Annotated in this window: 14 protein-coding genes; 10 read left to right on the forward strand and 4 right to left on the reverse strand. The window is 67.5% G+C overall.

The features are described 5' to 3' along the window. Positions 1-159: 159 nt before the first annotated feature. Positions 160-3,930, forward strand: a complete 3,771-nt coding sequence (gene pglX / locus OHO27_RS30310) for a BREX-2 system adenine-specific DNA-methyltransferase PglX (protein ID WP_328428140.1) — start codon at positions 160-162, stop codon at positions 3,928-3,930. 69 nt (positions 3,931-3,999) lie between these two features. Here the strand turns inward: pglX and OHO27_RS30315 are convergent, their stop codons facing one another. Continuing rightward, positions 4,000-4,191, reverse strand: coding sequence for a DUF397 domain-containing protein (locus OHO27_RS30315; protein WP_328428141.1), 192 nt, complete (start codon positions 4,189-4,191; stop codon positions 4,000-4,002). Continuing rightward, positions 4,188-5,018, reverse strand: a complete 831-nt coding sequence (locus OHO27_RS30320) for a helix-turn-helix domain-containing protein (protein WP_328428142.1) — start codon at positions 5,016-5,018, stop codon at positions 4,188-4,190. Before OHO27_RS30320 ends, OHO27_RS30315 begins: the two co-directional genes overlap by 4 nt. 152 nt (positions 5,019-5,170) lie before the next feature. Here OHO27_RS30320 and OHO27_RS30325 point away from each other — a divergent pair, with 152 nt between their 5' ends. Continuing rightward, positions 5,171-5,680, forward strand: coding sequence for an ATP-binding protein (locus OHO27_RS30325; protein WP_328428143.1), 510 nt, complete (start codon positions 5,171-5,173; stop codon positions 5,678-5,680). Here OHO27_RS30325 and OHO27_RS30330 read toward each other — a convergent pair. Continuing rightward, the gene (locus tag OHO27_RS30330; RefSeq protein WP_328428144.1) at positions 5,638-6,747 is read right to left on the reverse strand and encodes a hypothetical protein; all 1,110 of its coding nucleotides are present in this window, start codon (positions 6,745-6,747) and stop codon (positions 5,638-5,640) included. The genes OHO27_RS30325 and OHO27_RS30330 overlap by 43 nt on opposite strands. Before the next feature lie 341 nt (positions 6,748-7,088). Here OHO27_RS30330 and OHO27_RS30335 point away from each other — a divergent pair, with 341 nt between their 5' ends. From OHO27_RS30335 to OHO27_RS30355, 5 genes are all read left to right on the forward strand, one after another. Continuing rightward, the gene (locus OHO27_RS30335) at positions 7,089-11,000 is read left to right on the forward strand and encodes a PglY protein (RefSeq protein ID WP_328428145.1); all 3,912 of its coding nucleotides are present in this window, start codon (positions 7,089-7,091) and stop codon (positions 10,998-11,000) included. Further along, the gene (gene pglZ / locus OHO27_RS30340) at positions 11,000-13,765 is read left to right on the forward strand and encodes a BREX-2 system phosphatase PglZ (RefSeq protein ID WP_328428146.1); all 2,766 of its coding nucleotides are present in this window, start codon (positions 11,000-11,002) and stop codon (positions 13,763-13,765) included. Before OHO27_RS30335 ends, pglZ begins: the two co-directional genes overlap by 1 nt. A 5-nt stretch (positions 13,766-13,770) precedes the next feature. Beyond that, positions 13,771-15,102, forward strand: coding sequence for a BREX system ATP-binding protein BrxD (gene brxD / locus OHO27_RS30345; protein WP_328430599.1), 1,332 nt, complete (start codon positions 13,771-13,773; stop codon positions 15,100-15,102). Continuing rightward, complete coding sequence (locus tag OHO27_RS30350) at positions 15,099-17,255, forward strand: DEAD/DEAH box helicase (RefSeq protein ID WP_328428147.1); 2,157 nt, start codon at positions 15,099-15,101, stop codon at positions 17,253-17,255. The genes brxD and OHO27_RS30350 overlap by 4 nt, the downstream gene beginning before the upstream one ends. 1,089 nt (positions 17,256-18,344) lie before the next feature. Beyond that, positions 18,345-19,964, forward strand: a complete 1,620-nt coding sequence (locus OHO27_RS30355) for an ABC-F family ATP-binding cassette domain-containing protein (protein ID WP_328428148.1) — start codon at positions 18,345-18,347, stop codon at positions 19,962-19,964. A 65-nt stretch (positions 19,965-20,029) separates the two neighbouring features. Here the strand turns inward: OHO27_RS30355 and OHO27_RS30360 are convergent, their stop codons facing one another. Next, on the reverse strand, positions 20,030-21,025 hold the full coding sequence (locus tag OHO27_RS30360) for a helix-turn-helix transcriptional regulator (RefSeq protein ID WP_328428149.1): 996 nt from the start codon (positions 21,023-21,025) through the stop codon (positions 20,030-20,032). 148 nt (positions 21,026-21,173) lie between these two features. Here OHO27_RS30360 and OHO27_RS30365 point away from each other — a divergent pair, with 148 nt between their 5' ends. The 3 genes from OHO27_RS30365 to blsE are packed head-to-tail and all read left to right on the forward strand — an operon-like array spanning position 21,174 to position 23,890. Continuing rightward, entirely contained in the window at positions 21,174-21,686 is a 513-nt protein-coding gene (locus tag OHO27_RS30365) for a nucleoside 2-deoxyribosyltransferase (RefSeq protein ID WP_328428150.1), read from the forward strand. Beyond that, positions 21,679-22,884 (forward strand): hydroxymethylcytosylglucuronate/cytosylglucuronate synthase, encoded by a 1,206-nt coding sequence (locus OHO27_RS30370; RefSeq protein ID WP_328428151.1) that lies wholly within the window; start codon positions 21,679-21,681, stop codon positions 22,882-22,884. The genes OHO27_RS30365 and OHO27_RS30370 overlap by 8 nt, the downstream gene beginning before the upstream one ends. Positions 22,885-22,897: 13 nt before the next feature. Further along, positions 22,898-23,890, forward strand: a complete 993-nt coding sequence (gene blsE / locus OHO27_RS30375; protein ID WP_328428152.1) for a cytosylglucuronate decarboxylase — start codon at positions 22,898-22,900, stop codon at positions 23,888-23,890. Positions 23,891-23,893 lie beyond the last annotated feature (3 nt).

Raw genomic sequence — 23,893 nt, forward strand, 5'->3', positions numbered from 1 at the left:
CTGAGCCGTCACGGTGATCACCTTAGCGGCGTGATCATGGCAGATGAGAGTACTTTGCCATGACTCCTGCGGGATCTGTTTCGGTCGACGGTGCTGGCAGGATTGGGACGCGAAACCGTATGGCGATGTTGCGGTGGGTGACGTGGTGCTGCGAGAGGGATGCGAAGAGTGACGGTCACGGGCCAGGATGCGCGGGCAGGGCTGGACCAGGCGGCGCTGCTGAAGGATCTGCGGCGGCAGGTCGTGATCCTGGAGGACGATCTGCGTGCGCGCAGTGAGTCTGTGGAGGAGTACCGCGTCCGGCTGGAGTCCGAGTACCGGCGGGCCCGGGAGGCACAGCGTACGGCAGCGACGTATGGGGCGTGGCGGGACGAGCGGGTGACTCAGGCTGCGGTGGCTTGGGTGCTGGCCTGTGTCTTCGTACGGTTCTGTGAGGACCACGGGCTGATCGATGCGCCGTTCATCGCAGGGCCCGGGGAGCGGTTGGTCGAGGCGGAGGAGCGGCATGAGGCGCACTTCCGTGAGCATCCTGATCACAATGACCGGGACTGGCTGCTTGCGGCGTTCGAGCATCTTGCGGGGGCCCATGAGACGGTAGCCGGTCTTTTCAACCGGGCGCACAATCCGCTGTGGGAGCTGATGCCGAGCTATGAGGCCGCGACAGAGGTGTTGCGGTTCTGGCGGCGCTGGGACGCGGACGGGCGGATCGTTTACGACTTCTCGTATCTGGAGTGGAATACGCGGTTCCTCGGTGACCTGTACCAGGACCTGAGTGACCATGCCCGCAAGACGTACGCGCTGCTGCAGACGCCGAAGTTCGTCGAGGAGTTCATTCTTGATTTGACGCTGGAGCCGGCCATCGAGGAGTTCGGGCTGGATCCTGTGGTGGAGGGGCTGGGGGGTGTCGAGCGGCGGGGGCTGCGGACGATCGACCCTGCGTGCGGGTCCGGGCACTTCTTGCTGGGTATTCTCGAGCGGCTCGTGGAGAAGTGGCGGGAGGCGGAGCCGGGCGCGGACGAGTGGTCTGTGGTGCGGAGAGCTCTGGAGTCCGTTCACGGGTGCGACAAGAATCCGTTTGCGGTGAGTATCGCTCGGTTCCGGTTGTTGGTCGCGGCTATGCGGGCTGCGGGGGCTGAGCGCTTGGCCGATGCGCCGGTGTTTCCCATCAATGTGGCGGTGGGGGATTCGTTGCTGCATGGGCGGGACGCGGCGGGTATTCAGGCGGATTTTGGGACGTTGTTTGAGGAGTTGGAGGGGGGCGGCTCTGGGGGTGGGAGTGCCTTTGTTTACTCTACGGAGGATGTGGCGGAGTTCGCCGGGGAGGTGGACTTGCTGGGGCGCGGGTCATATCACGTTGTGGTGGGGAATCCGCCGTATATTACGGTGAAGGACAAGCAGGAGAACGAGAACTATCGGGCGTCTTATGATGCATGCGCGGGGAAGTATGCCTTGTCGGTTCCGTTTGCGCAGCGGCTCTTTGAGCTGGCTTTGAAGGGTGCGGGTGGAAGTAAGGGTGGGGGTGGCTTCGTCGGGCAGATCACAGCGAACTCGTTTATGAAGCGGGAGTTCGGTAAGAAGCTCATCGAAACTGTCTTCCGTGACCGGGTCGAATTGTCGCACGTGATTGACACGTCGGGAGCGTTTATTCCCGGGCATGGGACTCCGACCGTTATTTTGGTGGGACGGAACCGCGTGCCGAGTTCTGAGCGAACTGTGCGGGCGGTGTTGGGTGTTCGGGGTGAGCCATCGCAGCCGAAGCCGGCGGCGGAGGGGCTTGTCTGGCGGGCGGTTGTCGAGCAAGTAGGGAAGCCGGGAAGTGAGTCGGAGTGGGTGTCGGTTGAGGATAGTCCAGCCCAGGCCTTTGCGTCGCACCCATGGTCTTTGAGCGGAGGTGGAGCAGGCGCTCTGCTTTCGCATTTTGAAGGCGCTGCGCAAGTCCGGCTAGCTGAACGAGCCGAGTCGCTCGGCATCACGAGCTTCACGCTGGAAGACGACCTGTACTTGCTGCCCGAGCAAAATGCCAGGCGTAAAGGAATCGGTGCCGGAAGATCCCTTCCAATGGTCACGGGGGACTTGTTGCGTGATTGGGGAGGTGGCGAATTTGAGCATGCTCTTTTCCCGTACACGAAGGCGTTTGAACCGGTGGACGTAGAGGGGGAACCCTCGCTCCTGCGCTATATGTGGCCTTGTCGCACGACAATCTCAAACAACCTTCTCTTCGGGCGGCAGACGAAGGTTCAGGGAGGCCTCAAATGGACGGAGTTCGGGCGCTTGACGCGAAGCAAGTTTCGAACTCCGTTGTCGATTACGTTCGCTGAAGTATCGACCCATAACCACTTCGTCCTAGACCGTGGTGGAAAGCTCTTCAAGCAGACCGCTCCTGTTATCAAGTTGCCCGAAGGGGCGACGGAGGATGAGCATCTGGAGCTGCTAGGAGTTCTCAACTCATCGACGGCCTGCTTCTGGCTGAAGCAGGTCTGTCACGATAAGGGGAACAGGGGCGAAGGTGGAGGAATTACAAGTGCTGGATGGGAGCGTTTTTACCAGTACAACGGGACTAGGGTCGGCGACTTCCCGTTGCTGGAGCGGCTACCAATCGCGCTGGCACGCATCCTAGACTCCCTTGCGCAGGAGCTAAGCGAGGTCGAGCCTGCGGCTCTTGGAAAAGGATCCGTTCCTGTTCGTGCAGCCCTTGACGGCATGCGGGCTGAGTACACCCACCTCCGTCAGCACATGATCGCTCTGCAAGAGGAGCTGGATTGGCAGGTGTATGGGCTGTACGGTCTGCTGTCCGATGCGGACGTAGCGCGAACCACTGTACCGTCGCCCGATCCTGACACTGTTCCCGAAGTGCGGCTCGGGGAGCGGGCGTTCGAGATTGTGCTTGCCCGTAAGCGGGCGGCTGGCGAGGTCGACACCGCGTGGTTCGAGCGACATGGGTCGACGCCTGTTGTCGAGATCCCAGGGCACTGGCCCGACTGGTACCGGGCCATCGTCGAGGCCCGGATCAACATCATCGAGGGTCGCAAGGACATCGCGCTCATCGAGCGGCCCGACTGCAAGCGACGTTGGTCCGTCGAGCCCTGGGAGAAGAAGGAGAAGGCCGCCCTCCGCACGTGGTTGCTGGCCCGGTGCGAGGACCCCGCGCTCTGGTTCAGCCTGCGCGAGGGTGTGAAGCAGCCGCGGACGCTCACCGTCAACCAGCTTGCCGATGTCCTGAGTTCCGACGCTGACTTCGCTTCCGTCGCCGCTCTATTCGCCTCCGATCACCTCAACAAGCCGGATCTTCCGCTCGGGCAGGTGCTGGCCGATGTCATCGCCGACGAGCACGTGCCGTACCTCGCTGCCATGCGTTACAAGGACCCTGGCCTCCGCAAGCGCGAGCAGTGGGAAGAGGTCTGGAAGCAACAGCGCGAGGAGGACCGGACCGGGCGGCGGCTCGATATCCCCGTACCACCGAAGTACTCGTCCGCCGACTTCCTCAGGCACTCGTACTGGTCCAACCGCGGCAAACTCGACGTACCCAAAGAGCGATTCATCTCCTATTTGGAGGTCGGGCCCGAGGCCGACCCGACCACACTGCTCGGGTGGGCCGGGTGGGACCACAAGGATCAAGCCCAGGCGCTCATCAACCTCATCGAGGACCGTACGGAGCAGAGCGGTTGGGACACCGAGCGGCTCACCCCGTTGATCGCCGGATTGCATGAGGCCATGCCCTGGGTGCGGCAGTGGCACGGGGAGTACGACCCCGAGTGGGAGTCCGTGCCGGCGGAGGACTGCGATGCCTTCCTGGAGGAGCAGATGGGTAAGCATCGGCTCAGCGCGGCGGATCTCAAGGCCTGGCGGCCGGTGAAGCGGGCGCGGGGGCGTAAGGCTGCCGCGTCGAAGAAGGCCAGCGCCCCGGAGCAGCCCGCCCTCGACGGCGAGTAGGCGGAACGTGGTGACGGTGGGGGCTGGCGGAGTTCAGAACTCGGCCAGCCCACGGGCGTTGGGCGGGTGTCAGACTCGGTCCTCTGCCGCATACGCGATGAAGGTCGACCACGTGGTGCGGGAGAGGGCCAGCTGGCCGCCCTCCTTGTCCTTGGAGTCCCGGACGCGGACAGCTTCAGTGCAGTGAGCGACCTCGACACAGTTGTCGCCCTGTGTCCCGCTGTAGCTGCTCTTGAACCAAGTCAGCTCGGTGGTGCTCATAGCGCTCCTCGCATCTGCTTCAACAGCCCCACGGTTGCCTCGTGGCTGAGGGCCTGCGAGCGCATCTTCCCATAGCGCTGAAGGAGGGCGCTGGTGTCTTTCGAGCCGGTGATCAGGGCACTTCCCTGCTGCCCCTCGAAGTAGCCGAACCACTGGTTCTCCGGAGACTCCGCCAGGTACATGGGGCCGTCAAGTCCGGCGTGATCGTCTTGGCGCATGGGCATGATCTGGAGCTGCACATTGCGGAGTTCGGCCCGCTGCAGCAGGTGGTCGATGAGGATGGCGGTGACCTCGTCTCCACCCGTCCGGCGTTCGAGTAGCGCCTGCTCGATGATGAAGCTGAAGGCCACATTCTGCTTCTCCGACAGAACGCGCTGTCGTTCGAGCCGTGCCTCGACCTGCCGTTCGAGTTGCTCATCAGTCAGCGGAGGCAAGCTACTCAGGAAGACCGCCCGAGCGTACGCCTCCGGCTGCAACAACCCAGGAATAGCCCGGCACTCATACGCGTAAAGCGAGATCGCCTCCTCCTCGATCCCCGCCCACTGCACAAACCACGAAGCCAGCCCCTGCCTCCGCGTCAGATGCCGTGCCGCCGCCTTGAGAACCCTCGGTGCCTGTAGAACAACCCCGGCCCGCTCGATGAACCTCACCGACGGGAACCGCTTCCCCTGCTCCAGCTTGGCCACCGCATGCACCGAGTACCGCACCTGCGGAGCGAACTCCTCCTGCGTCAGGCCCGCTTCCTCCCGCAACGCCTTCAGGACCGCACCGAAGCTCTTGAGGCCGTCCGACACTTCCGGTTCACTGCTCGCGACGCCGTCCAACACGCCCGGCCCACCTCCCACGTACCCCACCGGGACATCAACCCACCCATGGTTACGGGGCGTCACCCACCCTGTCCACTCAGTGAACCCACCCAGCCTCGGCTGTACCAGCGCCGTGCCTGTTGAAGTGCTCTCCCTCCCATGACGCTGGCCGCATGACCGCACCTCAGACTCAACCGGCCGTCACCGTACGTGTGTTCTTCCAGCGGCTTAGTGCGACCCGTCGCGGCGCCCGTCTCGCCCGTCACCTCGCCACGCACCAACTCGACGCCTGGGGCATCCCGTTCGGCTCGGACCTCTCCGACACTGCCGCCCTCGTCGTCGCCGAGCTGGCCTCCAACGCCGTACTCCACGCCCGCGTACCCGGCCGCGACTTCGCCCTCCGTCTTGAACACCGTACGGACGCACTCCGCCTCGAGGTCGCCGACGCCCGAGGCGACCGCCCCCTCACCGCACAGCCGCACGCGACCGGCGCCACGGGCGCGACCACCGATCAAGACCACGGCCGGGGCCTCGTCATCGTCGACGCCCTCTCCTCCCGTTGGGGCGTCGCCGACCGTCGAGGGCCCGGCAAGGTCGTCTGGGTCGAGATCGACCTCCTCGACAGCGCCCCGAGCATCCGTCACGGCATCGGAACCGCAGGCGGGCTCGGCCGCTGCCAGTAGTGCAGCACCGGAGGATGCGCGACCTCCTCCCCGAGACCGGAGGTCAGCAGGTGATGCCGGGCAACCGCGTCGTCGACGATCTGCCGCCACCACTCCGGCCTGTCCGGGCCCGCGTCGGCCGAGAGCAACTCATCGTGCAGCGCGTACAGCTCACACGTGTTGTGCCACTGCGACTCGCGTACGCCGGCGTTGCTCTCGCTGAAGCGGGACAACTCGGCGCCCTCGCACACCGCGCACCCGCATGTCCACGGTTCGACGCGTGCGAACCAGTTCTGCAGCACCTCCACCCGGTGGTACTTCAGCAGGTCACGGACGAGCACCACCGGATACGGCCGCCAGCCGCGGCCCTTGCGGCGCGGGTCCATGCCGTGACGGAGCATGGCGGTGACCCCCACTGCCGTGCCCAGGGCGCCGTGCGCGAGGGCGTCGAACGCGGCCAGGTCCGTCCGCCACAGCAGCAGACGCGGGCACGACCGGTACAGCACACGCAGGCCCTCGGCCACGCCCACCCGCTCCAGCGGGTCCTTGTAGTGCTGCATGATCAACGCCACGGGATGCCGACTGTCCCGTACCGCCGCCACCAGGTGCAGCAGCGACTCGTCCCGCAGCCAGCGGTAGCTGCACGGCAGCAGAACCACCGTGTCCGTCCGCTCCAGCCGGTTGGCCTGGGTGATCACGGCACGCAGCACGCGCGCGTCGCCGTCCTCGTCCGGCGGCGGTATGAAGCAGGTCGGGGTCACCGCGAACGCCGCCTTGTTGGCCAGCTGGCCGTTCAGGACCTCCTCCAGGCCGGAGTGGTCCAGCCCGTGCCAGCCGTCGGACGCCTGCTGGCCGAAGGGGCGGTCGGCGGTCGCGACCCGGTGTTCGTGGCCGCCGTAGTCGACGGCCACGACGGTGTCCGGGTAGCTGTTGCGTATGTTCCGGCACCGCACGGCGGCATCGGCGCCCGTGAGAAGTAGGCCCCCGGTGTGGCCGTCGATGTGCGGAAGCAGGCCGATCGCCGACCTGTCGTTCACCATGATCAGTAATCGGTCGCGCAGTAAGCCCTCGATCCCGGTGCTCCCCATGGGGTCCCCCTCGCGGTCCTCAAGCACGCCGGCATGTCCCGCTGGTCACGAGTGTCGGAGCCGGTCGAAAAGGAGCACAAGACGGTCGTATGCACGCTTAAGCGGTTCTCGGCCAGGCTGTCGGCATGCCTGCACCCAGACAGATGTCACGGAGAGGTGCATACTCGTCGCTTTGCGTGAGAGTTCCCTCCTCTCGAGTCGCTCAACGTGACACCAGCGTCACGCAACTTGCGTCTGGCCTGGGCGCAAGGCATGGCAAGACTGGCAAGATTGGATGTCGCGCGTGAGATCCGGGAGATCGGCGCGCCCCGACTGCTGCCGAGTGAGGGAACGAGAGCCGGATGCCCACCAGCGAACTCTTCCTGCGGGATGTCATCGACATCAAGGAAGACGTCCATGCCGGCGATTTCAAGGTCGAGCTGTCCGGCGGGTTCACCGAAACCGATGCCCGCGTCGCGGAGTACGTGGTCACCGAGCAGCTGCAAGGGGCCTTCCGCAGTGCGCTCGGGCTGGTCGGGGCGGCGGTCAGGTCGGGGAACTCGCATGCCGCCTATCTGCACGGTTCGTTCGGTGCCGGTAAGAGCCACTTCCTGACCGTGCTGCACGCCGTGCTGAACAACAGCGCTGCGGCCCGCTCCAAGCCCCGGCTTCAGGAGGTCATCGCCGAGCACGACGACTGGCTGCGCGACAGCAAGTTCCTCATGGTGCCCTACCACCTCGTGGGCTCCACCGACCTGGACTCGGCCATCCTCGGCGGTTACGTGCATGCCGTGCGCTCCCTCGACGGGAACAAGCCGACCCCCGCCGTCTACCGGGCCGACTCCGCGCTCGCGGACGCCCGCAGGCAGCGGGAGTTCCTCGCCGACGACGCCAAGTTCGTGCAGTGGCTCGGGGACGGGGCCGCCGCGGTGACCCCGGGCGGCGGTGCCGTCGGCGCGGACGGCGATGACGACGACCTCGACATGCTGGACGCGGACGACGCCGCCCCGGCCGCCGGCAGCTGGACCTCCGCCGACCTGGACCGTGCCTTCGACGCGCCCGCCGGGGACCCGTACCGCGAGGCGCTCGTGTCCGCCCTGCTCTCCGGGCCCATGGCGGCGTACGCGCAAGGAGCCCGCGGCGACAAGGACGCCTTCGTACCGCTGGAGAACGGGCTGTCGGTCATCTCCCGGCACGCCAAGTCCCTCGGCTACGACGGCATTGTGCTCTTCCTCGACGAGCTGATCCTCTGGCTCCAGGCGCATATGGGCGAGCAGGACTTCGTGCGCGACCAGGTGCAGCGGCTGGTCAAGCTGATCGAGTCCGGGGACACCGACCGGCCCGTGCCGATCGTGTCGTTCATCTCGCGTCAGCGCGACCTGTCGCAGCTCATCGGCTCCGACGTGGCGGGCGCCGAGGTGCAGAACCTGGAGCAGCAGATCGAGTACCTGGCCGGACGCATCGACGTCGTCAATCTGGAGGACAGCAACCTCGTCGAGATCATCAAGCGCCGTGTGCTGGAACCGAAGCCGGGGATGGAATCGGCCCGCGACGAGGCCTTCACGCTCGTCGAGTCGTCCAAGGACGAGGTCCGGCAGGTGCTGCTCGACGCCCACGGGCGGACCGAGGCCAGCTGGGACGACTTCCGCACCCTGTACCCGCTCTCGCCCGCGCTGCTCAACGTCCTCGTGGACCTCTCCGGAGCGCTCCAGCGCGAACGCACCGGCCTCAAACTCGTCCAGGAACTGCTGCGGCGTCGGCGCGACGACCTGAGGATGGGGGAGCTGATCCCGCTCGGCGATCTGTGGGACGTCATAGCATCGGGCACCGGCGAGGCGTTCACCGCCAAGCTGCGCCGCGAGTCCGAGATCGCGCACCGCTTCCACGCACGCGTACGGGCGCATCTGCTGGAGAAGTACGGGTCCGTCGACGATCCGCGCTACCGGCGGGACGACCGGCTCGTCAAAACGCTGCTGCTCGCCGCGCTCGCCCCCAACGTCCCGGCTCTGGCACGGCTGACCGGTGGACGGCTCGCCGCCCTCAACCACGGCACGATCAGGGCCCGGGTGGGGTCGGCCGGATCGATCGCGGTCAAGGCGCTGCGAGACCTCCAGGCTCAGGGCTTCGGGGAGCTGAGGAGCGAGGGCGACGCCGACCCGGTGTTCCATCTGCACCTGTCCGACCTGGACGTCGAGCCGCTGCTCGAAGAGGTCCAGGGGGTCGCGGACAAGGGCGGACACCGGCGGCAGTGGGTCAAGGACCAGCTGTGGGCGGCCTTCGGCATCAAGGACACGCAGGCGTTCGTGTGCGAGCGCGAGATCGTCTGGCGGGGCACCAAGCGGACCGCCGAGTTCGTCTTCGGGAACGTACGGGATCCCCATCTGCCCGACGAGCAGTTCGAACCGCAGACGGACGGCAACATCCGTTTCGTACTGGACTATCCCTTCGACGAGCCGCAGCGCTCGCCCATCGAGGACGTCCACCGGATCGAGGCCCTGAAGCGGTCGGGACGGTCCGGGAACACCATCGTCTGGCTGCCCGACTTCTTCTCCGAGCAGCGGGCCCGGCAGCTCGGACGACTCCTGAAGATCAACTACCTGCTGGAGCGCGACCGCCTCGACGACGTCACCGCCACCCGCCCGACCGAGGAACGGATCCAGATCCGCCACCAGCTCAAGGCGCAGAGCGACAATCTCACCACTCAACTCTCCGCCGTACTGGAGCAGTTGTACGGGATCAGCAAGGCGGAGGCCGCGAACGTCGGAGCCGAGGTCCCGGCGGACCAGCACGTGTGGTCGCTGCGGCCCGGCTTCACGCGGCAGAAGCCCGAGCCCGGGATCGGCTTCGAGAAGAACCTCTACGCCCTCGCGGACGAGATGTTCGCCGTGCTCTACCCGAAGCACCCCGACTTCGACCCCGCCCTCACCCGCAAGCCGGTCACCCTGCGCGAGCTGAAGACGGCGCTCGAATGGATCGGCCGAGCCATGGAGAGCGGCGAGCGACGGATCGTCGTCGACAGCCACCAGCTGGCCATGGTGAAGAAGATCGTGCACCCGCTGGGACTGGGCGAGGTGTACGACGGTCCGCTGAACGTCAGCCGTGAGTGGCGGCTGCGGATCAACCAGAAGGCCGCCGACGCGCACGCCGGGACGGACCTGTCCGTCGAAGACATCCGCAGGTGGATCAGCCAGCTCGGGTTCACCGGCCTGGAGAAGAACGTCAGCAACCTGATCATCGCCACCTACGCACTGCTCGACGACCGGACGTGGGTGTACCAGACCTCACCGCTGCGGCAGGCGCCGGAGCTGGACAAGATCGGTCCCGGCTACGGACTGCGCGCCGTCGAGAAGCCGACCGACGAGGAGTTCGCGACCGCGCGTGAACGGGCCGGAAGGATCTTCGGGGTTCACGTACCGCCCGCGCTCATCGCACTGAACGTCGCCAAACTCGCTACCGGCGTGAAGGAAGTGGCCGAGAGGCATCGCGATGCCGTGAGCGGGGTCCGGTCCGTGCTGCAGAAGCGGGCCGGGGAGCTGGGGCTGCAGGGCCCCCAGGGGGCGGACGCCCCGCGGATGAGGTCCATGAAGGCCGCGGCGGACCTCGTGGCCCGGCTCGGGCGCACCGACGACGCGGCCGTGGTGGTGCGCGAGCTCGCGGCGGTGGCGTACGACGTGACCGACCAGGAGATCGGGGCAGCCCTCAAGCAGGCCCCCGAGGTGCTGGCCGCGCTCGACGACACCAACTGGAAGCTGCTGGGCAGCGTGCGCGGCTTCACCGGCCGGGACGACGGCGTGGGCGATCGGGCCGCACGGTTGATCCAGCTCATCGAGGAGACCGCGAACGACCACGAGCAGGCCCGCTCGCTCGTCCCCGTACTCGAACAGCTCCAGGACCGGGCGCTGGCCCTCGTCAACGAAGTCGCACGCCTCGCGCAGGTCGCCCAGCCCGTGCCACCGCAGCCGCAACCACAGCCGACCGCGGACGACATCAGCTTCACGGAACACGGGAAGCCGGTGATCCCGTCGGCGCCTGTCGTGCCGGAGGCCGCGCCGCAGCAGGTCGACGGTGGCGGGCGGCCGATCGACGTACCCGCTCCCGCTGTACGCCCGGGGGCTCCGCATGTCGTCGAGCCCACTCGGCTCGAAGCGTCCCTCGCCGCCATGGTCGTCGATGTGGAAGAGGAGATCAGGTCGTACCTGGCCGCCCATCCGGGCACCCGCATCCAGGTCACCTGGCGCCCCGTGTCCACCGACGGCCAGGAAACCGAGCGCTGATGGGCGTCGCCCTGCCCCAGGTGGGCCGTCGCACCATCGAGGCTCTGCTCGCCACGCACGCCTCCGGGCTCGGAGACCGGCGCCTTGTCCTGGTGCACGGGCGCTACACAGCCGGCGCGCCCGAGGAGTTCACCGTGCGGACGGGGGAGGAGACGCGGCGCGTCCGCGTAAGCCACCAGGCGTCCGTCCTGGGCATCCTCGAGGAGTGGACGAAGCACCGGGACAAGGCCCCCGGTGCGGACCTTCTCGTCGTCACCACCGGTGTCGACGACGGCCAGATCGGCTGGGACCTGCGCGGGCACGCGGTACGGCGGCAGACCCTCACGGTGGAGAACGCCGAGATCGTCATGCAGCGCTTCGGAGCGGCCGGACTCGACCCGCGCATGTACGACGAGGGATGGCTATTGGAGGCGCTGCTCGATGCCGAGCCCGCCCAGGGATGGAAGCGTGCGGGCTCCGTCCTGACACGGGACGCGGCGCTGCGCGCGCTGGTCGTGGCCCGGCTCGGGCTGGGCGACGGCGACGACGGGGCGGCCCCGGCGGCGGGGACTGTCGTCGATCTGGACGCCCTGCTCACGTGGTCCCGTACGCCTGCGGGGCCACTGCGCTTCGCTGAGCTGGACCAGACCGAACGGGACGAGCTGAAGAAGTGGCTCGGTGAGACCACGGGGCCGGCCGCACCGGTCCTGATGTCCCTGGCCGAGACCGGGCGCGGACCGGACGCGATGCCGCTCGGTCTACTCGGAGCCGTCCTGCGCGACCAGGCCGCGAGCCCGGACGTGGTGCTCGCCGTGGGCGGACTGTTCGGGCAGGTGATGCCGCGCCGGACCGAACTGCAGTCCTTCACCGAGGCCGTCGAAGGCGCCCTCATCCGCTGGATCGGGGAGGCCCGGCACAACACCGCCGCACTGGAGCGGGTCTCCGCCGTCCTCAAGCGCGCCGATAAGCTCGCCGAGGACGCCGGACTCACCACGGCCCTCGAATCCAACCGCTTCCTGCCGTCCAGCTTCACGGCCCAGCTGCGGCACGTGACGGCAGCGGCCCGTACCTCCCCGGAAGCGGGGGAAGCCGCCTTGGCCGAGCTGAACGCGCACATGCTGGCCCGCCTGAACACGGACCGTGCCGGCGTGGCCGAGATGGCCGTACGAATCGCCCGCTGGCTGGCCCTTCCGCGGCCCTCGGTGGCGTCGGTGGCGGCCGGAGTACGGGACCAGGCAGGGGACTGGGGCTGGGCGGACCGGGCGCTCGCCGTTCTGTGGGCCGGCGACCCCGAGGGTGACGCCGCCGCGGGCGAGGACCTTCGTGCGCTGTACGAGGCGGCCAGGGAGCGGCGCGAGCGGCTGGACGAGGAGTTCGCCCGGCGGCTCGCCTCCTGGACGCCGAATGCCACCGCGCTCCACCCCGGCGGCTGCCTGGTCGTCGAGAACGTACTGGCCGAAGCCGTAAGGCCGGTGGTCGGCGATACGGCTCCGCTCGTCCTGGTGCTGGACGGCATGAGCTGCGCCGTCGCCGCGCAACTGGGCGAGGAGGTCGAGCGCGAGGGCTGGACCGAGGCCGTGCCCGGCAAGGCGGGCTCGGAAGAAGAGCCGCGGCGGATGGCCGCGGTGTCCATGCTCCCCTCGGTCACCGAGGTCAGTCGTGCCTCCCTGCTCACCGGAACGGCAGTCAAGGGCGGGCAGGCGAAGGAGAGTTCGGGATTCGCCGCCTTCTGGAAGCAGCGGCGGCTCGAGGCGCTGCTCTTCCACAAGGCGGGGATAGAGGGAGGAGCGGGAAGGTTCCTCTCCGAGGAGGTCGTGGCCGCGCTCGCCTCGGATGCGGTCGTCGGCGTCGTACTGAACACCATCGACGACGCCCTCGACAAGGGACAGCAGGGGCGGCGTACCCAATGGAGCCTGGGTGACGTCACCTACCTGCGGGAACTGCTGTCGGCGGCCAAGGGGTACGGCCGCCCGGTCGTGCTCGTCGCGGACCATGGCCATGTGCTGGAGCGGGGCGCGAGCCAAGGACCTGGGGGTGACGAGGGCGCGGGGTCCGGCTCGGCCCGATGGCGTACCGGCGCGGCGAAGGACGGCGAGGTCCAGCTGTCGGGGCCGCGCGTACTGGAAGGCGGCGGCAGCATCGTCGCGCCCTGGCGGGAGGACATCCGCTACACCGGCCGCCGGGCCGGGTACCACGGCGGAGCCGCGCTCGCGGAGGTCACGGTGCCGCTGCTCGTCCTGGTGCCCGACCGTGACTTGGTGCCGAAGGGGTGGGAGGCCCTGCCCCGGGAGCAGGCCGTCCCCCGGTGGTGGGCCCCCTACAAGGGCGGGCGGCGGGAGGTCGTGGCAGCGCAGGAGCCACCACGCAAACCGAAGCGGGGAAAGCCCAAGGAGCAGCACGCGGGTGAAGGGCTCTTCGCCGCTGCCGACGTCGTAGTGCCGACCGCGGACGGAGCCGCCCCTGCCACCCTGGGCGAGCGGGTGGTCGCCAGCGAGGTGTACGAGGCGCAGAAGGAGTACGTCCGCAAGGCTCCCGAGAGCAAGGTCGTGGCGGCCGTCATCGACGCGCTGGCCGGGGCGGGCGGCACCATGTCACCGGCCGCGCTCGCCGGCGCCATCTCGGCGACCGGGCGGGTGCGGCGCAACATCGACGGGTTCATCGCCACCGTGCAGCGGCTGCTCAACATCGAGGGCTACCCGGTCCTCGGCTTCATCGACGCCGGGCACACGGTGAAACTCGATGTGACCCTGCTGCGCGACCAGTTCTTCCCGAAGGAGCCGACGTGACGCCGATGACGCCGTCGCCCGACGTGAGCGCGGTCCGGCGGCGGGAGGTCGTCGACGCACTGCGCCGGGGCACCGTGCCGCACTCCGGGCTCGACCTCTTCGCGGTCGGCCTCGACCGGTTCACCGGCGCCCTCGACGAGGACGTGGCCACGGTGGCGCGGGGCGGGGCAGCCTTTCACGCCATCCGCGGTGAGTACGGCTCCGGCAAGACCTTCTTCGCACGCTGGCTCGCCGAGCGGGCCAAGCGCGCCGGGCTCGCCACGGCCGAGGTACAGATCTCCGAGACGGAGACGCCTCTGCACCGGCTGGAGACGGTGTACCGCCGGCTCACCGAGCGGCTGTCCACGGCGACCCACCAGCCCAGTGCGCTGCGTGCGATCGTCGACTCCTGGTTCTACACGCTGGAGGAGGAGGTCCTCGACAACGGGGACGCGGACGAGGACGACGAAGTGGCGCTGGCAGCGGCCGTCGACGTACTGATGGAGCGTCGGCTTGCCGATGTGGCCCGCACCACACCGGCGTTCGCCGCGGTGCTCCGCGGATACCGGCGCGCGGTCGCGGCCGACGACGCGGCGACCGCCGAAGCCCTCATCGCCTGGCTCGGCGGTCAGAAGTCCGTCGCGGCGTCTGCCCGCAGGGCCGCCGGAGTCCGGGGAGACCTCGACCACTTCGCGGCGCTCGGCTTCCTGCAGGGACTGCTCACGGTGCTGCGGGACTGCGGCCATCCCGGCCTGCTGGTCGTCCTCGACGAGATCGAGACTCTCCAGCGGGTACGTGGTGATGTGCGGGAGAAGGGGCTCAACGCTCTGCGGCAGCTTCTCGACGAGATTGACGCGGGGCGCTTTCCCGGGCTGTTTCTCGTCATCACCGGGACCCCGGCATTCTTCGACGGTCAGCAGGGAGTGCAGCGGCTTCCGCCGCTGGCGCAGCGGCTGGCGACCGACTTCAGCACCGACCCGCGCTTCGACTCTCCGCGAGCGGTCCAACTGCGGCTTGCGGGCTTCAACTTGGAGCGGCTCGGCGAGTTGGGCAGGCGGGTGCGCGACCTGTACGCGGGTGCTGCCCGGTATCCGCAGCGAGTCGAGCAGCAGGTGGACGACGCTTATCTCATGGAACTCGCCACTGCCGTCACCGGCGGACTCGGGGGCAAGGTCGGGGTAGCGCCCCGCGTCTTCCTGCGCAAGCTCGTCGCCGATGTGCTCGACCGGGTGGACGAGTTCGAGGACTTCGATCCGCGCAAGCACTACGCGCTCACCATCGCGGACGGCGAGCTGACCGAAGTGGAACGCAACGCGGCGGCTGCACGCGCGGACGACATCGACCTGGAGATGCCGTGAGCGGCATCGACGATCTCGAACCCGCGCTGGTCCACCACATCGTCAACACGCTCGGCTGGCCCGGACTGCGCCCTCTGCAGGAGGAGGCCATCGGGCCGCTGCTCGCGGGCGACGACGCGATCCTTCTGGCACCCACCGCCGGAGGCAAGACGGAGGCCGCTTCGTTTCCGCTGCTGTCGAAGATGGTGCAGCGGAAGTGGTCAGGGACGTCCGTCCTCTACGTGTGTCCGCTCAAGGCGCTGCTGAACAACCTGCTGCCCCGGCTGGAGACGTACAGCTCGTGGCTCGGACGCACGGCCGCCCTGTGGCACGGGGATGTCACCTCCGGCGCGCGGAAGCGGATCCTGGCCGCGCGGCCCGACATCCTGCTCACCACGCCGGAGTCGCTGGAGGCGATGCTGGTGAGCGCGAATGTCGATCACACGTCCTTCTTCTCCGGACTGCGCACCGTGGTCGTCGACGAGGTGCACGCCTTCGCCGGGGACGACCGGGGCTGGCATCTGCTCGCGGTCCTGGAGCGGCTGCAGCGCGTCGTCGGGCGCCCCGTCCAGCGCGTCGGGCTGTCCGCCACGGTCGGCAACCCTGAGGAGCTGTTGCTGTGGCTTCAAGGATCCGGAGCGGGGAAGCAGCCGTCCGTGGTGGTGGCACCGCATCTGGCCGACCCGCAGCCGGAGACACAGGGAGCGGTGTCGCCGCCCCCGGCGGACATCCAGCTCGACTATGTGGGTTCCGTCGACAACGCCGCCACCGTGATCGCGGCCCTGCACCGCGGCGAGAAACGGCTCGTCTTCTGCGAGTCCCGTCGGCTCGTCGAGGAGCTGGGCGAGAAGCTGCGAGCAAAAGGCGTGACGACCTTCCTCTCCCACGCCTCCCTTTCGGTCGACGAACGCCGTCGCGCGGAACAGGCATTCGCCGAGGCCCGCGACTGTGTCATCGTCTCCACGAGTACCCTCGAACTCGGCATCGACGTCGGGGATCTGGACCGGGTCATCCAGATCGACGCCCCGCTCACCGTCGCCTCCTTCCTGCAACGGCTCGGCCGCACCGGACGCAGGCCCGGGACATCACGCAACTGCCTGTTCCTCGCGCTGGACCGCGATGGACTCCTCGGAGCCGCGGCCCTTCTCATGCAGTGGTCGCGCGGCTGGGTGGAGCCTGTCGTCGCCCCGCCGGAGCCGCGACACATCGTGGCCCAACAGCTTCTCGCGCTGTGCCTGCAGGAACCGCAGGTCGGGGACCGTCTCTGGCAGGAATGGTGGAATGGCCTCGGCCCGTTCGGCCAGTCCGCCGAGCCGATCGTCCGGCACCTGGTCGACAACGGCTACCTGAACCAGGACGGCGGACTCCTGTTCATCGGCCCCGAGGCGGAACGGCGCTTCGGGCACCGGCACTTCATGAACCTCACGGCGGTCTTCACCGCGGCTCCCCAGTTCACCGTGCTGCAAGGCCGCCGGGAGATCGGCAGGACCGATCCGAGCCTTCTCACCGAACGGATCGACGGACCAAGGCGGTTGCTCCTGGCCGGGCGGAGCTGGCAGGTCACGTACATCGACTGGAAGCGCAAGCGGTGCTTCGTCGAACCCGTCGACGGCGGCGGCAGAGCAAAGTGGAGCGGTGCCGGGCTCGACTTCGGCATCTCCTTCGAACTCACCCGCGCAGTACGAGAAGTGCTCCTCGGGGCGAACCCGCCGGTGGACCTCACGGCGCGAGCGGAGAAGTACCTGGTCGAAGCACGGGAGCACTTCATGGAAGCGGTGCACCCCGGAGGCACGGTGATCACCCGCGGTTCCGGAGGATACGTGAGGTGGTGGACATGGGCCGGCCATCGGGCGAACGCCACACTCGCAGCGACGCTCGCTGAGGTCGCCGTACCTGCCCAGCAGATCAACGACTGCTGGATCCGGCTGCGTGAGGACCTCAGCCCGGACGCCTGGAAACAGGTTTCGGTTGCCGCCTCAGACCATCTGTGCCTGCCGGAGGTCGACGAGCGGGCGGTCAAAGGACTGAAGTTCGCGGATGCACTGCCGCCCAAGCTCGCCGAATCGACGCTGGCAAGGCGGCTGGCGGACCTGGAGTCGGTAGCGCGAGTGCTATCTGAACGCGTGCGGTTCGTTGACGGTCATGATGACTACTCGGGCCAAGCCAGGAGTTGAGTCAGTCTTCGGGCGAACAGGCTTTTGAGCGAGCCTCACACGAGTCGGCCGATACCGCCTCCGGTTGAGGGCCGCTGCAGACTGCCGCTTACCTCCCAACGTCGTGCTGCCGCAGCTCCAGGCACCTCAGCCATTGAACAAGAGCCGCCCTTGCCATCCGCAGCGAATCCTCTGCAAACCACTCGTCCACGAAGCCGGTCCTCGCAGTCCGCTGTACGACGACGAACAGATATTTGGCCACAGCCGTGAGGCGTTCCCTGTGCGCCACTGCCAGGAGATCTTCGTGCTCCGCGTCGGCCCCGTACCTGGATGGCACCCCACGCAGATCGGTCTCGCGAGGCCGGGACACGTCGGCCGGCGACGAGCCGACCTCAACGGCCGCCTCCCGGCCCACATCCGATTCAGCAGGCGTAGTGACGCCACCGACCGCAGCACCTCGCCGACGATCGCTGCGAGATCCGCCAGGTCTGCTGCTACCTCTTCCCCGGCTTCCTGGGTGAATGGTTGCCCCAGGCGTTCCCCGGCAGCCTCGCCGTGTGCACCAGCTTCATCGATCACGCAGTAGTAGCGTTCACCCGGCGAAGGCCGCTCCATCGTGGCGATCGAGGCTCTCAGCATGCCCGCCGTATCCTCGCCGAAGGCGAAGATTGCGCAACACCAGGCGATGACCATGACCAGGTTCCAGCAGCTGATCGTGGCCCGAACTGTACGCCGACGAGGGCCTGCACTCTACTCAGTGAGGGTTTGGACGCTGCGGACCGACTGCCCCAGAAGCGACACAGCTCTGCTGGACGGTTTGGTACCGGGGCAGGGACTTGCTGGTGCGGGGGAGACGGGACGCATCCGCGCTTGCGTAGCCGTCAAAGTAGCCACGTTGGTGGACATTACGCCCATCTGTGCACGTCATAGCTCTGCGACGGCTCTCCCCGGCGTACAGCCCGACTCGTCTGCCGCCACTTGTGGCTTTGAACGCTGTTGCAATTCTGCTGCCTCCATGTGCCGACCCGCGTGACCTACGGCGAGGTCACGTCGCCAGGTAGGCTCTTGGGATTTCGCGTCCGGAATGCATGAAAGCGAGAACCATCCTTTATGGGTCACGTGGAAGCAGCGCATCTCGAGTACTACCTGCCCGACGGGCGGATACTCTTCGGGGACGTTTCATTCAAGGTTGCCGAGGGTTCCGTCGTCGCTCTCGTGGGTGCCAACGGCGCCGGCAAGACCACCCTGCAACGGCTGATCGCCGGGGAGTTGAAGCCCCACGGGGGCACCGTGACCGCCAGTGGCGGCCTCGGGGTGATGCCGCAGTTCATCGGGTCCGTCCGGGACGAGCAGACCGTTCGGGATCTGCTGCTCTCCGTGTCGCAGTTACCCGTGCAGGAGGCCGCCGCCGCCGTGGACGAGGCGGAACTCCGGCTGATGGAACGGGATGACGAAACGACGCAGATGAACTACGCGGAGGCGCTGAGCGACTGGGCCGAAGTCCGGGGCTACGAGGCTGAGAACCTCTGGGACATGTGCACGACTGCGGCGCTCGGCATCCCTTATGAACGAGCGCGCTGGCGAGAGGTGCGCACCCTTTCCGGCGGTGAGCAGAAGCGGTTGTGTCTGGAGGCTCTGCTGCGTGGGCCCGAGGAGGTGCTGCTGCTCGACGAACCGGACAACTTCCTCGACGTGCCGGGCAAGCGCTGGCTGGAGGAGCGGTTACGGGAGACCCGCAAGACGGTCCTCTTCGTCAGCCACGACCGGGAGTTGCTGGCTCGCTCCGCGGAAAAGATCGTCAGCGTGGAGCCGGCCGCCGGGGGAAGCGACGTCTGGGTGCACGGCGGGGGGTTCGCGACCTACCACGAGGCTCGCGATCAGCGCTTCGAACGGTTCGACGAGCTGAGCCGGCGGTGGCACGAGAAGCACGCACAGCTGAAGCGACTGGTACTGGACATGCAGCAGTACGCCGCGCGCAGCGATGTGATGGCATCGCGGTACCACGCGGCTCAGACCAGGCTGCGGAAGTTCGAGGAGGCCGGAGCGCCGACGCAGCCGCCAAGGCCGCAGAAGATCACGATGCGTCTAGGCGGCGGCCGTACCGGTGTTCGGGCCATCACCTGCCACAACCTCGAGCTGACGGGGCTGATGAAGTCGTTCGACCTGGAAGTCTTCTACGGCGAACGGGTGGCGGTCCTGGGCGCCAACGGTTCCGGGAAGTCGCACTTCCTGCGGCTGCTCGCGGGAAATGACATCGAGCACAGCGGAGAGTGGAAGCTGGGAGCGCGCGTCGTGCCCGGACACTTCGCGCAGACGCATGCTCACCCGGAGCTCACAGGCCGCACCCTGTTGGAGATCCTCTGGGAGGAACACGCTCTCGACCGCGGCGCCGCTACGTCCGCGCTGCGTCGCTACGAGCTGAGCCGACAGGCAGAGCAGCCCTTCGACAGGCTCTCCGGCGGGCAGCAGGCGCGCTTTCAGATCCTGCTCCTCGAACTCCAGGGCACCACGGCGCTGTTCCTCGACGAGCCCACGGACAACCTGGATCTCGAAAGCGCGGAGGCACTCCAGGCGGCGTTGAGCACCTACGAAGGAACCGTGCTGGCCGTCACGCACGACCGGTGGTTCGCCAAGAGCTTCGACCGCTATCTGCTCTTCAGCGCGGACGGCCGGGTCCGCGAGACTCAGGAACCGGTGTGGGACGAGGGCCGGGTTGCCCGCAGCCGGTGACTGCGGAAACCCGGCGCCGCCTGCACCGCTGATCCCGGTGGACTCCGCGAGGCGCTTCCGGGCCGTCAGTCGGCCGCTTCGCGCAGCAGGCCGGTTTTGCCGATGAGATAGGCCAGTTGGGGGCGGCTGCGGGTGCCCAGCGCCTCCGAGGTCTTCTTGACGTGTGTGGCAACGGTACGGACGCTCATGCCCAGTCGTTTGGCAATGGCCTCGTCGGTGAATCCGTCCACCATGAGCCGGAGCACCGCGCTGCGCGTCTCGTTGGTGATGAGCGCGGACCGCTGGGAAACGGACTTCCGGTCGACGGATCGGGCACGCGCCCACATGTACTCGAACATGGTGGCCAGGCAATTCACCAGACCTGGGTGCTGCACCATGAGCGCGGAAGAGCTGCGGTCGCCTCCGCCCGGAATGAACGCGACCCTCCGGTCGCAGATGATGACTCGGTCGAAGACCTCGTCCAGCGTCCGGACCTGGGCCCCCACGTCCGTCACCCGCTCGATGTAGGCCATGGTGGGGGCGTGTGTCCGCACGGTGTGCTGGTACAACGTCCGCTGTACGACACCTCGTTGGTTGAGTTCCAGGTCCCGTTGTAACGCCTCCATGAGCGTCTGGGGTGACCGTCCGCCGCCGGGCTGTGCCGTGAGCAGTTCTTCCTGGCACGACTGAACCGCCTGCTGAAGTGCCGTGGCGATCATGGCCGAATCGTCCAGGGTCTCCACCGGGGCCACCCACTGCCGATGGGTCTTGTCGTAGACGTGGCGTATCCCGTCAATGGCGAGCAGTACTTCCGCCAAGGCTTTCTGATGGTTTTCTATCTCGCGTTCTAAGGGCTGCGCCGCGCTGGCATAAGCCACATCCGGAGGAACCGCGAGGTAGGATTCGGCCAATTCGGGGTCGGGGCGCAGCAGGCCGAGCTGTAATACACACTCGGGAATGTCCCCGGAGACGCCCCCGTCGCAGATCGCGGACTCGTAGACGTTCAGCCCACGCTCACAGATCTCCATCATGTCCGTTTTGTCTCCCTCGTGGGTATTTCCGCACATGCGCGTCTCCTTCATGTTCTGTCCTGCAGATTCATGCTCGCATGACCTTCTTGTGTTCGACGTGCGACACGAGATCTTCTGGTCGTCCGAGAGCGTCGGTAGAAACGGACCGAGGTGCAGGCAAATGTCGTACGTCTTTCTTGCTGCCCCGTACACGCAGTGGATGGATTGGTCCACTGGGGAACTGAAACCGGATCGCAAAGAACAGCTTCAGACGCTTCGTCAGGCATTCATCGACCGAGGGCATGCGGTATTCAGCGCGCATCACAATGAACAGTGGGGCGAGGCCTGGCTGGCACCCGAGATCTGTACGCCTGCGGACTTCCTCGCCGTGTCGAACGCGGACGTCATGTGCGCCATCGTCAGCGAGCCGCCGTCGCCGGGCGTGATGATCGAGATCGGCTGGGCGTCCGCACTGGGAGTTCCGATCGTCCTGCTGCAGGAAGGCACGTCCGCGCCGGCCCTGGTGGCCGGAATAGGCGAGGTCACCAGCGCCACGCGGCGGGGCCTCGCGGACGAGTTCACCGAGGGGGAGTTGGCCGACATCATGACCGCCGTGGAGAAGGGGGCCTCCTCCCCGTGCGCCCTGCGGGTGGCCGAGCCGGTCGTCGGCTATCCGAAGACGTCGCTCCCGAACGGCTACGAGGCGGTCGAGCGGCCCATCGGCGATGTCTGACGAGCGGGTGCCCGCGGGCTCGCGTCCCCTGCGGATCCTGGCTTCCGGCGTGAACTTCGGGTGGGGAAGCGCGGGCAAACTCTCCAGCGTGCTCCAGGCTCTCGGCGCCCGGACGGACCTGGAGGTCACGGGTGTCGGCACCGAGCTGGGGCGTCCGGTGCTGGCCGGCCTCGGCATCACCCGATGGCGTACGGTCGACGCGGCGGACGCCGCTCAGGTGGACGCGCTGGTCGCCGAACTGGCCCCTGATCTGGGGCTGGTGATCCTGGACCCGGAGCTGGCCACGGCTCTGCAGAACGCCGGCTGTCCCGTGATCTACGTCGACAGCCTGCCGTTCCTGTGGACTGAGCACGACCCCTTGCCCGTCGACGTCGCGCTCTACTGCGCCCAGCGCACCCTGCCGCTGCCGCCCGCAGCCGAATCGGCCCTGGGCCGGGTGGAGAACCTGACCTGGGTCCCGCCCATCGTGCCCGACTCCGTCGGTCTGTCCCGGGCCGCGCAGCGCACGAGGAGCGTTGAGATCTCCCCGGATGCCGGTCTCGCCGTTCTGAACCTCGGCGGGCTGCACTCCCCGTTCACGGGCAGCGCCGACGACTCGTATCAGCGCCTGGTGCTCGAACCCGCGCTCCGGGCGTTGTCGAGGATGGCGGTGGAGCGGGTGGTGATCACCGGGAATCTGGCACCGAACGCGGTCGTGCCCTATCGCGGCCCGATGACGGTGGAAGTCCGCAGCTGTGCCCACGGAGAATTCGTCGATCTCCTGCTCGGGGCCGGATGGATTCTGACGTCACCGGGGCTGACCACCATGCTGGAGATCGCGGCGATCGGCAGGAGCGCGGTGCTCCTGCCACCCCAGAACCTCAGCCAGGTACTCAACGGAGATCTGGTCGAATACGGCTGCTCCCCGCAGCTGCGGACTTTCTGGCCCGCCCACGTGCTCACCCGGTCGAGCACCGACACCTGGCACCGTGAGGGCGAGGAATACGCCGTCGAGCGTATCCGGGCGAGTATTTCGGCCGCCTGCTCGAAGTATCTTCGCGACGGCGTGGTACACGAGCTCACCACCGATATCGAAAAGGGCCTCGCTCTGCTCGCGAGCGGCGCCCCGTCCTTCGCTCGAATCGCTCAGGATTTCAGTGGGGCCGAGCGTGTTGCGGCAGAGATCCTGTCCCGCTGGGCCGAGCCCGCTGATGCTTGAAAGGTGGGGAAGTATGGAGAACTCTCGGAGGAAGTACCTTTTCGTTCGCATTCTTGAGGCGTGCAACGCCGACTGCTTCATGTGCGAGTACGCGCTGTCCCGTGACACCTACCGGTTTTCTCCCGAGGACTTCGCCGAGTTGATGCCGGACGCGATCGCGTCCGGAGTGGGCTACGTGCGATTCACCGGCGGTGAGCCGCTGATGCACCGCGAGATCCTGGAACTCGTGCGCCTGGGTGCCGAGAACGGGATGAAGATGTCCGTCATCACCAACGGCATGTTCCTCCCGCGCTTCGTCGATCGGCTCGCGGACGCCGGCCTCGCCCAGGTCATCGTGAGCCTCGACGGTTCCTCGGGTGAGACCCACGATGTGTACCGCCGTTCACCCGGAATGTTCGACGCCGGAATGGAGGGCCTGCGACGGGCCGGAGAGCTGGGAATCATTCCCCGGGTCAACACCGTTGTGGGCCCGCACAACTACGCGCAGATGCCCGACCTTCAGCGGCTGCTCACCGACGCGGGCGTCAAGCAGTGGGAACTGTCCGCCATCAAGCTGGGCCGGGAGGTGCGCTATCCGGATCGTGGAGACGTCCTGGTGACCTGCGATCCCATCTACGCGGCCGACCCCGAGGAGATGCTGGTCCCGCTGGGAAAGAGGTTCTACGGGGACACTCCCGACGAACAGGAAGCCTATTTCGAGAATTCGATCACTCCCCGGCCTTCCGGACCGCTGTGCCTGGTGACCGACGACGTCATCTACCTCGACGGCAAGAACGGCCGCGCCTACTCGTGCAGTTGTCTTCCGCACGTGGAAGGCGAGGACGCCGGCGGCGCCCCGCTGCGCGACACGTCCGGGAAGGTGGACCTGGCCGGCCCCCGGTTCCGCGAGCACGCCGACGCGTTCAAGCTGAACGGGCCCTCCCTGTGCAACGGCTGCTCCGCCACCGCCGCCGGATACAGCGACGATCTCGCACGACTCGGCGCGGTCCCGGAATGGAGCTACTGATCC

The sequence above is a fragment of the Streptomyces sp. NBC_00443 genome, assembly GCF_036014175.1.
Lineage (GTDB): Bacteria > Actinomycetota > Actinomycetes > Streptomycetales > Streptomycetaceae > Streptomyces.